The sequence below is a fragment of the Verrucomicrobiota bacterium genome (assembly GCA_038744685.1).
Taxonomy (GTDB): Bacteria; Verrucomicrobiota; Verrucomicrobiia; order Opitutales; family Puniceicoccaceae; genus Puniceicoccus.
In genome coordinates, this window is sequence record JBCDMB010000002.1 from 140,379 (window position 1) to 154,968 (window position 14,590).

Annotated in this window: 9 protein-coding genes; 1 reads left to right on the forward strand and 8 read right to left on the reverse strand. The window is 52.1% G+C overall.

Features of this window, described 5'->3' with window-relative positions:
• Nucleotide 1: 1 nt before the first annotated feature.
• The gene (locus AAGJ81_01985) at nt 2–481 is read left to right on the forward strand and encodes a sulfatase/phosphatase domain-containing protein (GenBank protein ID MEM0964907.1); all 480 of its coding nucleotides are present in this window, start codon (nt 2–4) and stop codon (nt 479–481) included.
• A gap of 14 nt (nt 482–495) precedes the next feature.
• On the opposite strand, the gene AAGJ81_01990 is transcribed toward AAGJ81_01985, so the two are convergent.
• From AAGJ81_01990 to AAGJ81_02025, 8 genes are all read right to left on the reverse strand, one after another.
• Nucleotides 496–1,785, reverse strand: a complete 1,290-nt coding sequence (locus tag AAGJ81_01990) for a Gfo/Idh/MocA family oxidoreductase (protein ID MEM0964908.1) — start codon at nt 1,783–1,785, stop codon at nt 496–498.
• 107 nt (nt 1,786–1,892) lie between these two features.
• Complete coding sequence (locus AAGJ81_01995) at nt 1,893–2,606, reverse strand: hypothetical protein (GenBank protein ID MEM0964909.1); 714 nt, start codon at nt 2,604–2,606, stop codon at nt 1,893–1,895.
• Between the two features lie 26 nt (nt 2,607–2,632).
• Nucleotides 2,633–6,538, reverse strand: a complete 3,906-nt coding sequence (locus AAGJ81_02000) for a hypothetical protein (GenBank protein ID MEM0964910.1) — start codon at nt 6,536–6,538, stop codon at nt 2,633–2,635.
• Between the two features lie 588 nt (nt 6,539–7,126).
• Nucleotides 7,127–8,017, reverse strand: coding sequence for a sugar phosphate isomerase/epimerase family protein (locus AAGJ81_02005; GenBank protein ID MEM0964911.1), 891 nt, complete (start codon nt 8,015–8,017; stop codon nt 7,127–7,129).
• 82 nt (nt 8,018–8,099) lie between these two features.
• Nucleotides 8,100–9,452 carry a Gfo/Idh/MocA family oxidoreductase gene (locus AAGJ81_02010; protein ID MEM0964912.1) on the reverse strand — a complete coding sequence of 451 codons (1,353 nt, stop codon included), beginning with the start codon at nt 9,450–9,452 and terminating at the stop codon, nt 8,100–8,102.
• Between the two features lie 135 nt (nt 9,453–9,587).
• Nucleotides 9,588–12,107, reverse strand: coding sequence for a glycosyl hydrolase family 28-related protein (locus AAGJ81_02015; protein MEM0964913.1), 2,520 nt, complete (start codon nt 12,105–12,107; stop codon nt 9,588–9,590).
• 12 nt (nt 12,108–12,119) lie between these two features.
• Nucleotides 12,120–13,106 (reverse strand): HAD family phosphatase, encoded by a 987-nt coding sequence (locus AAGJ81_02020; protein ID MEM0964914.1) that lies wholly within the window; start codon nt 13,104–13,106, stop codon nt 12,120–12,122.
• 34 nt (nt 13,107–13,140) lie between these two features.
• Nucleotides 13,141–14,577 (reverse strand): sulfatase, encoded by a 1,437-nt coding sequence (locus AAGJ81_02025; protein ID MEM0964915.1) that lies wholly within the window; start codon nt 14,575–14,577, stop codon nt 13,141–13,143.
• Nucleotides 14,578–14,590: the final 13 nt, after the last annotated feature.

Consider the following 14,590-nt stretch of genomic DNA (forward strand, 5'->3'; position numbering starts at 1 on the left):
CTTGGAAATCCTCGGTGAACAAGATTGGTGGAACAAGGTCACTCTTTACGAGTGGGGGGCTCGCGCTCCAATGATCATTTGGGTTCCCGGCGCTGATGGAATGGGGCAGCCAACCAAATCCATCATGGAGTTTATCGATCTCTACCCAACCCTTTTGGATTTTGCAGGTCTGGAGCCCCCGCACGAACTGTCGGGACAAACCCTTCGCCCGGTCTTGGATGACCCACAGACAACGATCAAGGACGCAGCTTTCACCCAAGTGACCCGTGGCGACCGGATGGGCTACAGTGTTCGCACGGACCGGTGGCGCTATATCGAATGGGGTAAAAACGGCGAATTCGGTAGTGAACTATACGATCACAGTAAGGACACCGGGGAGTATTTTAACCTGACCGAAAACCCCGAATACTCTTCCTACCGGAAAAAGCTCAGTGACTTACTCGACCAGAGCTTTCCCAGCCGGAGAAACTCTTTTCACTGAGTCGACTTTATGCTCTAGCCGACTTGAGGCAGCTCGTAACCGGCTCTCCGGGGTCGATCCTGCATGGATGCCGCCTCAGGATCTCCGAGCACCTGCTCTGCTACAGGATCCCACACCACTGGACGATTCAATCTCTCTGCGATTGAGGCGAGGTGACAGATCGTTGCTGTGCGGTGGCCAACTGCGGAAGGGCAAATCGTAGATTTCCGGTTTTTTACCGAGTTCAGAAAATTCCTCACGTGGTTTTTTGATTCTTCGACCGTGATGTCGTTGGGGCCCGGGCGGAATCCCCGGAGTTCGGCGGGCGAGGTCTGAATCGAAACACGGCTCACGAGAATCTCTCCATCAGTGCCAGTAAATCGGATCATGTGTTCAGCGTCCGGCTCACGATCGCGCCAAACTGTCAACCCGTCTGCATACCGAAACCGGTGAAAATCGGATCCGTCAAAACCCGCGGGTAGGAACTCAACAGGGCCCGTGTCATCCCGGCCAAGCGCCCATTGAACAATGTCATAATGGTGCGCACCCCAATCCCCATTTTTTCGACCTCCGTAGTCCCAATAACAACGCCATCCACCACTGTAGTCCCCTAGAACCCGATGATCCGAATACTCGAAAAAAGGAGTCGGTCCTAGCCAGCGGTCATAATCAAATCCGTCTGGCACTGGCCCCGTCACCTCTTGGGCAGGCGGTTGAGGAAACGATCCCAGTCGGCAATCAATTTCCTTCAGCTCACCGATCACTCCATTTCGCACGAGGTTAGCCGCAATCCGAAAATACACCGTTGACCGCTGTTGAGATCCGACCTGGACAATCCGCTGAGTCTTCTCCTGTGCCTCAACCAGTGCTTTCCCCTCCTCGATCGTGAGGGTCATCGGTTTTTCAACGTAGACATCCTTACCTCTTTTCATGGCCTCGATCGCAATCGCAGCATGCCAATGATCCGGGGTAGCCACGAGCACAGCATCGACATCGGGGTTTTCCAACACTTCAAAATAGTCGGCGGTCCCGGGAACATTCGGGTGCTTCTTCTTTCGCAACACCTCCTGCGCACGGAGAAGCTGCTCCGGCTTAACATCACAGACCACGATAGGCTGAACCGCTTTATTCGACCCGAAATTCTTAAGGTGATTGCCAGTAGCGATGAGCCCGGTCCCAATAAACCCAATACCGATCCGCGAATTCGCCGCGTCCTTTTTACTATTTCCCAGAGTATCGGATCGAACAATCAAAGGTGCCCCTAAAAACGCTCCCGTAGATGCAGCAGCAGTTCGTTTAAGAAACGCTCGGCGGGATTCCTTCATGTTCTGTGATTCTCGGGTTCGTTAGATTCTTGTCAGTAGAGAATTGCGTCTCTCGCTCAGACCTTACATCCTCCAACCTAATTTACGTAGTCTCCGACTTTCCTACCTTAGAGGCTTTCACGGATTTCCGAGAACTGTACTCGTCCCGGGCGCCCTCCTTCAATTGGCGTGAAAATATACATAGTTCTAAGTCTAGAGGAGTAAAAAAGACTGCCCTTGAAAACACGGTAAGGCCTCACTTGTTCGTCGCCTTCTTGTTTGGGTAGACTCACCATGACAGTATTTTGATATTGTCCTTCTTCACCCCGATTCTCTACGTCCTTGTACCCGTTTCTCGGCACAACGCTTCTTGTCTCTCCGATTTGAATCGCAATTTGATAAGGCGTAAGGTTTAGAAACCTGTACATCCCTGGTTTAAAGGTGGTCACGTCGTCAGGAATTGCCTTGACCCGATATCGTTCCCTTTCGGATGGACTTTTTATGAAAACCGCAAGGAAATCCCCGCTTTTCTTTGGGATACTCATCTTCCCAACGATCCTTCGCCTTGGCTCAGCCCCGCCCTCTCCAGGTGGAAGCTCCCTAAAAAAAGTAAGTTCGGGAGGACCTATGTAACGAAATGTTTCAGAACGCACACTGTTAAAAACATTGAGTGACTCTACTGCACCGTTCGACTCGTATTTTAGATCCTTGATCCCGCCGCTTAGAGTGATCGCGGACACATTGACATCCACGTAATTATCGGTCTGCGCATAGACAAAAGTGCTTTTCGCATACAGAACCAGCCAAAGAGTAAGCAGAAAGGGACTCAAACGTGTTTGCATCGCTCCACATTCAGACCTTCAGACCGTCAAACGTCGTCTTCGTCAAGCCAACGAAATGAGACAATCGAAAACTTGCGACCGAAAGGCGTAGAGTCACCGTTGGCCTCGAGGGCGGACCAATACTCGTGGTCGGCCAAAGCACTCGTGCCTGCCCTTGGCACGACGGGCTCGGGAACACGCTGGACAATCGCCTCAACCCAAGCTTTACCGCTGACTTGTCCCGAAACAGGATCCACCGCTTCCCCATAGGAACGAATGCGGAAGGTATCACTCCTTGCAGAAACATAGGACCCGATTGCCTGTAAGATATCGCCTTGTAAGAGGTAGTTGGGGACAGTCGAAGCAGCGGATGGATTGGAGTCGTCCGGAAGCAAAAGATTATCTGCGTTCGAACCAAAGTTGATGAAGTCAGTGTTGAGATCAGCGGTATCAACGTCGATCAAACCACTGTGAAGATTAGAGTTTAGACCCGCCTCATCGATTGCCGCTTGTAAGACACCGCGACGTCCGAATTCGTCGTCGGATAAACTGCGATTCACAAAGCTGGACAACGAAAGGAATGGGTGGCCGTTTGAGTTAACTCGCTCTCTGATTTGCTCAACAATAGCAGTCGCGAGGTCTTCAATCTGACCGTCGGAGAGACTCCGAAAACCGCCCCAATCGTTCTGGGAGATAAAGTCCGTGCCCGCGGTCTCGGAAGCCACCGCCTGGGAAAACCGGGAAAATGGTGTTTGTCCACTGGATGAAGGTGTTTCAAGGCCTCCACCAGACGTAAGAACCGCTTGATCCCTCGCTCCAGCAAGAAGTGTTTTCCATGCATCAACAGATGTGGAGTTGATATTGAAGGCTCCCCTCACCATAAGATTTTCCGCAGCGCGAAGATAACCTTCACTCGATGGATCCCGGGATGAAAACAGCTTCGTGATGACCGAGCTGACTGATTCTCCGTCTCCAAGTTCAAGCTCAACTCGCGGATTGGGTAATGTTTCGGGATCGGAAGTATTGAAGGCAGCGTCAAATGTATCCTGAACCGCTCCGGAGTATTCATCCGGTCTGTAAGGTAGCGATAATGAAGAAAAGAAATAGCCATCCCAAAGGGCTTCATTCATGAGATACGACATGTCCATAAAGATCCGGTCATTCCCGTATCGATTCTCATACATCTCAAATTTCTCTGTTAGCGGCACGTAGGGAGTGGCAAACGAATTGCTGATCGCGAGAGCTGGCATGTGATCATAGATAGTAACGTTAGCAAACTGTAGCTTCCCGAGGGAAAGAACCGGGGCAGTTGGCAGCTCAAGCATGACTGGTTGTATGTTGGTCAACGAGCTGCTACCATTCTGCAGACTTCCGTCGGTCGGACCCCAAGACCGCAAATCGGGTCCGGTGCCTTGGGCCTGCGCAAGCGTAACCGACCACCCAGGCGAGAATGCACCAAACCCTATGCCCTCGCCCCTTATATCGTCGGCAGGTAGCAAGTTTTTGTTGTCCTTAACCGGAGCGTTTGGATTCGTTAAGACGAAAGCTGGGTAAACTGGGTTCCTGCCTCCGCTTCCTTCCAAGAATGGGTCAAACTCGACTGGTTTGAGCTGAAAATCGATCGCTACGAGCGGGAGGGGGCCGTTTAAGGTGTTAAAGGCCGAGGGGCTAGCATTTTGCCCAAACGAAAACGGAATGGTGGTAATTGGGTAGTTGGGGCCTCGTGTGAATGCATTTTCTTCCTCTGGATCTGGGTAGGCCGACTCGAGTTTGCTACGGTTGAACTGGCCTAATCTTAGGACATCCTCGTAGCCAGAATTAATCCCCGCGACCATAGTGGTCATCGAATGGGTCATCGGCCACTGCGTATCCATTTCAGTGTCGTACCCACCGACATTACCGTCATCAAAAAAGGTATTCACATTCAGCTCGAGCTGTGAGTAATAACGCGTCTTTGGGTCACGATTGTCATCCTCGTTATTGTTGATAAACACCGTCTTCACGTTTCTGAAGTTTTGGACCCGTCCTACGAAAGTTCGCACACCGCCTGCAGGCACAGGAAGCATCGGACCAAAAGTCTCGTTGCCGGACCCCCGATCGACTTGAAATCCTGTCCAGTCAGTGATGTTCGCAAGCTCTTGAGCAAAAGCCGAACTGTCGCCCGTAACGCCTCTAAAAGACTTTATTTCACCGGGTTCCATCGGATCCCCTGTATTTGTTCGTATCCGCGCCTGTGAGTGAAGAGGTCGCGTCGGGATATTCAGCCAATCGTCGGTGTAGAACTCGTGGGGGGCTCCATCTCCATCAACTGCCTCTACCACGTCCCCAGTAATTGTGTTGTATGCAGAAACGGAAAACTGAGGTCCCTCGAAGTCAATGTTCATCTCGGGGTGTTCAAGCTTTACGTTGTAGGGGTTGTGGATCACAAACGTGCTCCTTGCGCGGCTTGCCGTCTCGTAATGCTGGAGTCCGTTTACAACATTATTCTCCAGAAACGTGACTCCAAACTCATGGGCCATCCTAATCATGTAGGGGACGTAGTTTGCGGTAGCCATAGGTGAAAGGTTATTTTCCCTTCCTATGTTTGCGCGATAGGGGTCCCCTAGTTGGTCCTCATCAATCGTCGAATTCGCGACTTGAATTCGCATCCGAACAAGCGCCCCTGCGGGTTCCAGAGTGTTCGAACTACCACTCATGTCACTCTGTCCCCCGGAATACTGCATCGCAGGCTGCCTATTGATGTTCGAGGTCGTTATTGGGTAAGTACCGTGTCTCACGTTTGGACCAAACACCTGCGACGAAAAAACAGGATCTGTGAGCGGGTTAGCAATTTCCCGATAGATTCGGTAGTATTGTCGCAGCAGACTCCAAAGTGGTCCATGAGCGAAAACCCCTACTCCCGGATCAAAATCGCTAGTGCCGTCAATCACGTCTCCCGCCTGAGTGAGAGCAAAGACAGGTTGGACGAAGCCAAAACCGTCAACGTCGTAACTATGCCGGCCCTGTTGTCCGAAACGGGACTGAGAAAAGTCAATGTCGCTCATCTCAAAGGCCAAAGACAAATCACGCTTAAGGCCTCCATCTCTCACGTTCGCCTGCACACCTGACGACCACGTCGTTAGATCGCCGAAGTAAGTGTTGAACGAATCAGCTTGGGTGCCTGTCAGCTGGGTTTTCGTATCGGTAAACTCTATTAGCCGGTCATTGAAACCATCGAAACCGATGTCCTCGAGAGTCGTCGCTTCATTCGTGAATGCAGGCAGCTGCGACGGATTCCCTTCGCTAAACGCCATCGACTCCAAAACCGCTCTGTAGTCCTCGTCGTCTTCCGTTGGAGTTTCTCTTTCTAGATTCACCCGAGCCTTAACACCTTCGTCGTCGACCCACCACGCATACCTTCCCACTTCATCGCCACCGAGTTCAATCGTGGTATTTTGCATATCAATGACCACTGCATCATTTGGATCAACAAGTGTCCCGCCAGCCATAGGCAGGGAACCATCTCCAAGAAGCTCGACTGAAACTGCGTTGCCGGGGAGAGAGCCTTGATTGTAGTTGGTGATCAACCCACCCGTGTTTCTGGCATCAGAGGCGAGCCACCCAATGATATCTCCCTGATTGTAAATCGGCCCGTCGGGAGCAGCCGACCAAACACCGATCCGGTTGGTACGGGTGTTGTTGCTGTTGTTAATCAGCTCAGCCCTTGCGGACACCCGCTGGTCCGGACCCATCATTGACTGCAGTTCCGACATTGCGATTCGCAGGCTCAGGAGCGCGTTTTGGCGGGCTTGTAGATTTTTGACTTCCGTTAAGGACGACTGTGCCTCGACACGAACGAAGGCACTCAGACTAACGATGAGCAGAACAGCAAACGCCACAAGGGCTAAGCTAATGATAAGAGCGAAACCGCTCCTACTTCGAGGAAAGCGAGAGAGTGAGGCTGGGGTCTTCATGATAGAACACGGGTACGTTTCTGAAGGGATTATGAGAAAACGATTAATCAATAGTAATTGGGGATGCACTTTACAAGGCAAAACCTAACTATTTCTCTTCCGTATGCAAGGTTTCACGTCCAGTCTTTCCCGCAATTTTCTAACTACTTTTACAAAATTTTCTGTAGCCTGAAATGAACTTTTCTTGATGCGACACGGTGCCAAAACTGGAAAACCTCTGGCCACCTCAAAAATCAATCCCCTAGGAAGACCCCATTTTTCTTGAGCAGTAGTGGCAGGCACCTTTTCCAAGAAAGGGATTGGCGATTCAAAGCGAAGATTCATTGGAAAAATCGAGCAAAATGAAGGTGGTGTTGATAGGTCAGAAAACGATCTCATTCACTACTCAATTTTATTGAAAAAAAATCCAACCGCACCTCTTCTTGCCATACCCAGATTCGTCCTTGCTTAGTAGACAGGGAAGGCACCAAAGTCCCAAATCTACCGCTCGTTCCCACTGGGATCCGTGCACTTTGGAGACCCTTTGCCGATGGAACAAGTTTTCAAAACACCGCGTGCTCTATTCCTCGACGCGAGACGTAGGGCTTTCTACTGATTACCGGCCTCCAAAAGGGCCTTCATCGCCTGAACACCCTCCACCGGGCCGAGGTTCTTCCCTTCGTATTCGATGGCAACGATACCGGTAAATCCGGCTTTGCGGACAATTTCCATCAATCGGGGATAATCAAAGTCTTTCTGTGTCCCATCCGGCTTGAAATCGTGGCCTTTCGCCGAAACGACCACCGTGTAAGGCATCATGTCCTCGGTTCCCTGATAAAAATCGGTTCCCTTCATTTTCCCAAAATCCGGCATGAGTCGGCAGTTCGGTCGATCGACCGTCTCCACCAAGGTGGCAAGGTAGGAGCCCAGGGGCGTTGATCGAGGCGTGGGTTCAATTGCGATTGTTACCCCTTTCGGCAGGGCATAATCTGCGAGGGCACCCAATGCGACAGCCGCCCGGCGGATAGACTCCTCGTCCGGAGCGCTGTTATCCACCTTAACGAAAACCCTGACGTACTCCGATCCAAGCGCTTCGGCCATGTCGACATAGGACTTGTATTTGAGACCATTCCTCTCAAGTGCCTTATCGGCCGAAGGAGTCGCATTGACGATTCCTGCCATCACCAGAAAAATCTCACTTCCAGCGGCCTCCGCCCTGCTCCTCAATTCCGGAATGAAATTGGGGTCGTTTTTCCATCCGTCGGGAAACCCGCCATCCCAAACATCAATTTTTGTGATTCCGAACTTCTCTTTCGCAAAATCAGGGTAGTCAAAGGCATGAAGCTCACCGGATTGGAAGAGCTGGCGCAGCGAATACATCGACAGACCAATTTCGTAGTGAGGATGGATCTCGTCTGCCCCAACCCTTGTAAAACCGAAAACTAGAAGCGCGGTGAAGGGGAGCCAGAGCAATCGGCCGGCACGTAGTGTAGAATGCATAATTTGGGAATTGGGTTTCAGAAAACCGAAGTTAAATCAGCTGCCCAGCAGAGGCGATCAGAGCCGGTTCCGTGGTTCAACCTCAACCAGCAAAAAACTCTGGGCGATACTCATATTGGCTTTTCAGCAATGAATTCGCCTGAGCGCTGTTCGAAAACTGAAGCCTTTCCGAATCGAACTCCAGCGGACCTTGAACCGCCAACGAGATCGCTCCGATCAGCGCGGTGCCGGTGAAATCAGCCGCGTAGTCAACGATGTTTCCATTTGGCTGCCTTCCTGCCTTGATACCATCCACCCATTCCATGAAGTGGGTGCCGTCGACTCGATCCAGTGTTTTTGCCGGCATTGCTTTGTCCTTGCGGAGTTGCCGGAAATACTCGTCGGGAAAAATGCGGCCGCGCTTCGCATACATGTCCGCGAGAATTGACCCTTTTGAACCGACAATGACAGAGCCGCTTGGCATTCCTCTTTTGTTCCTTTCAGGGTCTGCCTGGATCGCAGAATTGGGGACAAACGGGACATCGAGAGGCCGTCGGCTGCCGTCCATCCAGGTCATACGCACGGGACCACGCCCGTTGGCCGCCGGAAACTCGAAGTAAATCGTAGACTCAGTCGGAAAAGCTACTTCCGTCGTTCCGACGGAATCCGAAACCACTCTGGACGGGAATCCCAACTTGAGCGGTGTGTAGGACACGTCCATCGCATGACACGCAATGTCGCCAATGGCACCGCTACCATAATCCCAAAATCCCCGCCAGTTGAAGGGAGCAATCTCCTCACTGTAGGACCGCTCCGGGGCAACGCCCAACCAAAGGTTCCAGTCGATTGAACTCCGAGAAGGCTGCGCCTGTGGCCAGGAACTCATTCCCTGCGGCCAAATCGGTCGGTTCGTCCAGTGGTAGACTTCCTCCACATCCCCAATCAGTCCGGCGTCAATCCACTCTTCAATGTCACGAAGGCCGCTATTGGCATGCCCTTGGTTACCCATTTGAGTGATCACCCCAGACTGCCTTGCAGCCTCCTTCAACAGCATAGCTTCTTCAAACGTGCGTACAAGAGGCTTCTCACAAAGGACGTGTTTCCCGTTGGCCATCGCCCAAAGAGCAATCGGATAGTGCATGTGGTCGGGTACCGCTATCGAAACCGCGTCGAACTGATCCCCCATCTTGTCAAACATCACTCGGAAGTCTGAAAACCGGGGAACGTTTGGATACTGGTTGAAAGCTTTTGCGGCCCGGACTTCATCCACATCGCAAAAAGCGACAAACTGCTCGGACGAGAGGCCGTCAACGTGCTTCGCACCACGTCCTCCGACGCCGATCATTGCGAGGCGGAGTTTCTGGCCGCCGAGGTTCTCGGCACGGATGATGTTAGGAATGAAGAGACTCGAGGCACAAACGGCACTCGAAGCTTTGAGGAATTTTCTGCGATTCATGGGCTTTTGGGTAAGGATAAGATAGCTTGGGGAAACGTTTATTCCCCGATCCTTTATCTGCAACTACAAAAATACTTCATCCCTAGCTTTGAGCAGATCCCGCGGACCCATTTCCTCACCAATCAAGTCGCTACCCTATCGACGGCCACGCTCCATAACTAGTTCATAGTCAGCATTTTCCCCAGTCCGAATGAAAGGCCCCCTGGTAACTACTCCGATCCATTCAGCCCGCGAGTTTCGATCTACAAAGAGGTGCTGTCCGAGATTATTAAAACTAAGATTGTAGCCTCGAAGCTGTCCTCCGGTAATTACGGCTCCTTCTCCATGACGGTTGGCGTGCATATTCTGAAGGGTGAGAGTGCCATTTAAAACCTCGGCAAGACGGTCAGGCTGGCCCCAAATCATCGTGTTGATCAAGGTGGCCTCCGAGTCAAAGTTGTCGCCAATTCGGATCGCAGTCTTGTCGGTGGACGACATCGCGACCAACTCGCTGTTGACCATGGTGATGGTTCCGTGACCGTGTTCGAAAAAAACGCCGATCTTAGACCCATCAGTACCGTGACCATGACTCACACAATCTACAGCACCCTCTCCTTCTTGCTCGGTGAAATGAATTCCATAGAGCGAACCATAGACGAAATTCTGAAAGAGAAACTGGCCCTTCGTGCTTCCCACGACCAACGCGTCTAGATTCTCTTTTTGATACTCCCAAAGAATTTTTCCACTGCCTCCGGCGATGCCACCGTTGGGTTGGTTTGCGTAAAGTGGGTTCCGATTCGGTGAACGTCCCCAATAGTGAGGGTTGAATTGCATGTTCATGACTATGCCACTTTCGCTGCCTCCACCAACGAGGATTCCCATCAACAAGGGAGCCCCGGATGCATAGTCGATGTAGTGTCGATCACAGCGATAAGTCATGAAATCGATGAAGCGGTAGGGATTCGCCGCGTTAACGTTAATCACGTAGATGTCACTCCCTCGGCCCTGGATCAAAAAGGGATAGGGACGGATCACCTCCACATCCTGATCCGGGTAATGGAAGCCCAACCCGCGCAAACCACTTTGCTCGCTAAGCACCAAAGTCGGTTCCTCGCCCTCACCGTAAACATGCAGGACGCTTCCTCCACCCATGGTATGGTGAGGCACATCATGCACACCCCTCAACTCCACCCCGGAAGGAACCACCAGTTGACCCTCGAGGCGATAATCTCCGGCCGGCAGAAAGACAATTCCACCACCCTTTCGTGAGACACTTTCCATCGCACGTTGAATCGGGTTCGTATCGTCTTTACCAGAGGGTTCAACGACCTCCAGAACCTCACGGTTCCCGGGGTAAAAAGCCCTCTGCGGATCCTTCGGATAGGAAGGAAGCGGATTTAAAGGAAGATCCTGATCAAAAATCTGGACTACTCTCCCTGAACCCTGACTTTCAACCAGCGACTGCCAAGACCTCTGACCCGCCAGAGCAAGTCCTTCGACACTCCCGGAAAGGGCAAAACGGGCCTGAGGGTCCTGCATGGTTGGGTTTAGAGAAACAAGGACCCCCGCCTCTACTACGACATCACCATTGGCAACCTGGCACTGCTCCATTAGGATCTTGCCCCGACCGTTTGAGCGGATCGCCTCACCGCCGGTAAAGATGCAGTTCGAGAACATGATCGTCGATTTGAACGGCTCATCGACCAAAACTCCATGCTCGCTGCCCTCAAAGAAACACTGCGTGAAAACCATCCCATAAGGGTTCGTCTCCTCGACCTCCATCCCTACCTCGCAATCACGAAGAATCAGTCGGTAAAACTGTGCATTCGCTGCACCTCTCTCGCCCTTTGCGATGTGAAACCCACGACGGTAACCCTGCGCATGAACGTTTGCTACGTACTCCCAGTCGGAACGCCCCATGAATATCGCGGTGCCATTTTGCCGAATCCATGAGTAGTTCTGTGGAACGTTCGGCAAGCCGCTATTCCTCCACACAGACGGGGTAAAGACTATGGTCTGAAGACGACCGATATCCGTCGTAGAATCATACCATACTCCTGTCCTGATCGGTGTTCCATAAACGTTTCTGACAAAGTGTAATTCATTTGGACCCGGTCCGATCTTAATTCCCTGATACGGGTTCACCAGCGTCAGATTCTCAAAAGTGGCATTGTTTCCACGCTTTTGGATCATCGAATACGGGTAAGGAATCGGCCTTTCTAAATTCTGCTCCGGGTACCATACGTTCAGATCTTTAACCCCAGCGCACACATCGACGGTAATGAACGGTTCTCCTTCGGCGTTTCCTTTCCCTCCTGTAGGCATCAATATCGTTCCCCAAACTGTAGGGTCTTCAACAGTCGGCGCACGCCACTCCCCCCGAAGCGTCACGGAAACTGGAATTTCCAGGCTCCCTTCAAAAAGATATCTGCCCTCCGGCGCGAAAACCGTCCCACCGCCAGCGTCTCCCATCCGATCCAAGGCTCGTTGGAAAGCCCTGGTTGAATCTCGCGCGCCTTTGGGGTCAGCACCAAAATCAATCACGTTCAACCCCGCCACAACCACATCGTCAGTCGGGTATTCCGTGGAGATGATTCTCCACTCAATTTCCTGCGCAATTACGGCCGAAATTCCTAGTCGAAGGGAGATGAAACAAAATACAAAAGCGCGTATCATTGAACCAATCGCTTACGACCGAGATTTGATTTTCGCCAGCAACGATTCGAAGTCCTCTTCGTAAATGCTGCACAGACCTTTCGTTCCGGACTGCTCAATGTTGCCGCCACCAATCCCCCATGCCTGAAGGCCGGCGAGTCGAATCGAACAGATCCCCGCACCACTGTCTTCGATTCCAATCGCAGACCCACGCCGGGAAAAATCCATACCCAAACCGACTCGAAAGGTTTCCGCATACAACCACGGATGCGGCTTAGGCGAAAGTTCACCCAAGGTTCCTGTCTCGCCCTTTCTCAAAGCGAACCCGGCTGTTATGATCGCATCGTAGAAATGCGTGGGGTCGCCAAGATCGAGAGTTTTGAAGGCATCCAGAATTTCCGGGTAAGCTTTCTCATACAAACCGGAGGTAACCAAGCCAAGTTTGATACCCATATCCTTGAGCTCGAGTAGAAAGTCCTTGATCCCAGGTGAAGGGCGAAAGGCTCCTGGCTTTCCCTTTCCATCCAGGATCAACTTCATCTCGCGATGGGTGTGCTCGAAATAAAATTTGCGGGCTTCCTCGACCGACCTGTCCGGACAATATTTGTCCACACAATATTGAAGGTGCTCCGAGACGGAATGCCCGGAAACATAAGGCAGGTCCGCTTCTTCAAGCTCAAAATACCGGTCTCCAAGCAAACTGGCCGTGCTCATCTGAATGATCCAGATCCAAAACTCCTCGCTGTGAACCGTTGTTCCGTCCAAATCCATGAGGACCGCTTCAATCGGCAGCTCTTCGCCGAGATCTTCAACCGGATAATAGGCTGGGTAGCCCATCGCAGAGTTGACCAAAGCAAGAGTCTGGTTCGGCAACCCAACAAACTCCACTTTACCGTCGCCTGTTTTCGCTATGGCCTGCACTCCATCCCGGCCAGCAGTGAAGCGGTGATCGCTGGTCGATTCGATGGATGTGAGCCCAAGTGACTCAGCGTTATTTCCTAATTTTGGGAACTGCATCATTCTGATCAAACCGGCTGTAGGTCAGCGTCGTTGACTAATTCGAGTTCGGGTTCATCGCAGCCATCTCCCTCTGGAGCAACTGTTTCAACGTTTTCGCTTTCTCCGGATACTGCTCAATCACGTTCGTTTGCTCACCAAGATCCTCCTCCAAGTTGAAAAGCTGCTCCACTTGAGGGTTTTCAGCACCCTTCTGCTTCCGGATCCACGTTCCATGAAGCCTTCCTTTCCGGTATTTCCAACCGTCCTTCGAAATCCCCTGGCCTCCGCCGTAAATGAAGAATTCCCGCGAGGGCGCCTCCGATTCATTCCCCAAAAGAACAGGCCGGATATCAAGACCATCGATGACGCGATCCGTCGGCAGCTCGGCACCAGCAAGCGCTGCTACGGTCGGCAAAATATCGAGGGTGCTACCGTCGAAATCGGACACGACACCTGCTGGAATTCGACCAGGCCACCAGAAAATGCTGGGGACACGCTGCCCACCTTCGTAAGTGGTGCCCTTGCCGTCGCGCAAAGACCCGGCCGAGCCACCCGTATCCCCTTGAGCCAGCCATGGACCGTTGTCCGAAGTAAAAACAACCAGGGTATTTTGATCGAGTCCACGCTCCCTCAGTGCCTCCAACACTTGTCCGACCGACCAATCAATTTCTTCAATCACATCGCCATAGAGACCTCGCTCCGTTCGCTCCTCGAAGGTGTCAGACACGAAAAGCGGGACGTGCGGCATCGAATGGGCGAGATAGAGGAAGAAGGGTCGGTCTGCATTTTCATCGATAAAGTCGATGGCACGCTCGGTGAACCGCCGCGTGATCTGCGTCTGGTCCACCGGCCACTCGATCACCTCGGTATTTTCCATCAGAGGAACCTTGTCTTTGTATTTTCTATACAACTCACGGCCTTCGTCCTTTCCCACTTCCTGCGGAAGATAGGCATGATAGTCTTCGAGCGTCATGCCGCCAAGGAGCTTTGCGTTCGGCGCGAGCGGCATGCCACCGTCATGGGCCATGTCATTGCTGTAGGGAATTCCGAAATACGAATCAAACCCCTGCTCTGTAGGAAGGAACTCGGGCAAATGCCCTAAATGCCATTTTCCAACGATAGAGGTTGCGTAGCCCTGTTCCTTCAGGATTTCCGCGATCGTGACCTCACTCTGAGGCAGTCCGTCGCGACTCCACGGAAAGTAGACTCCCCCCATTTTTCCCCATCGGTAGGGATAGCGCCCGGTCAAAAGCCCCATCCGCGACATGGTGCAGCTCGGAAAAACTACGTGGAAATTTGTAAATCGAATGCCCTCACTTGCCATCCGATCAATCTCCGGAGTCGAAAACCCCTCAGCCCCGTAAACGCCTAGATCGCCATAACCCTGATCATCGGTAAAAATGACAATCACGTTCGGCTTCTCTGCACGGGTTCCCAACGTCCCGCAAAGCACAACGCCGCACAAAAGAAGCAGTCGGAGAACGATAGCCATAATTGAAGTAAAC

Excerpts from the sequence above, each read along its gene's own strand:
- AAGJ81_01990 (MEM0964908.1), bottom strand. The coding sequence starts at position 1,785 with ATGAAGGAATCCCGCCGAGCGTTTCTTAAACGAACTGCTGCTGCATCT.
- AAGJ81_01995 (MEM0964909.1), bottom strand. The coding sequence starts at position 2,606 with ATGCAAACACGTTTGAGTCCCTTTCTGCTTACTCTTTGGCTGGTTCTG.
- AAGJ81_02000 (MEM0964910.1), bottom strand. The coding sequence starts at position 6,538 with ATGAAGACCCCAGCCTCACTCTCTCGCTTTCCTCGAAGTAGGAGCGGT.
- AAGJ81_02005 (MEM0964911.1), bottom strand. The coding sequence starts at position 8,017 with ATGCATTCTACACTACGTGCCGGCCGATTGCTCTGGCTCCCCTTCACC.
- AAGJ81_02010 (MEM0964912.1), bottom strand. The coding sequence starts at position 9,452 with ATGAATCGCAGAAAATTCCTCAAAGCTTCGAGTGCCGTTTGTGCCTCG.
- AAGJ81_02015 (MEM0964913.1), bottom strand. The coding sequence starts at position 12,107 with ATGATACGCGCTTTTGTATTTTGTTTCATCTCCCTTCGACTAGGAATT.
- AAGJ81_02020 (MEM0964914.1), bottom strand. The coding sequence starts at position 13,106 with ATGATGCAGTTCCCAAAATTAGGAAATAACGCTGAGTCACTTGGGCTC.
- AAGJ81_02025 (MEM0964915.1), bottom strand. The coding sequence starts at position 14,577 with ATGGCTATCGTTCTCCGACTGCTTCTTTTGTGCGGCGTTGTGCTTTGC.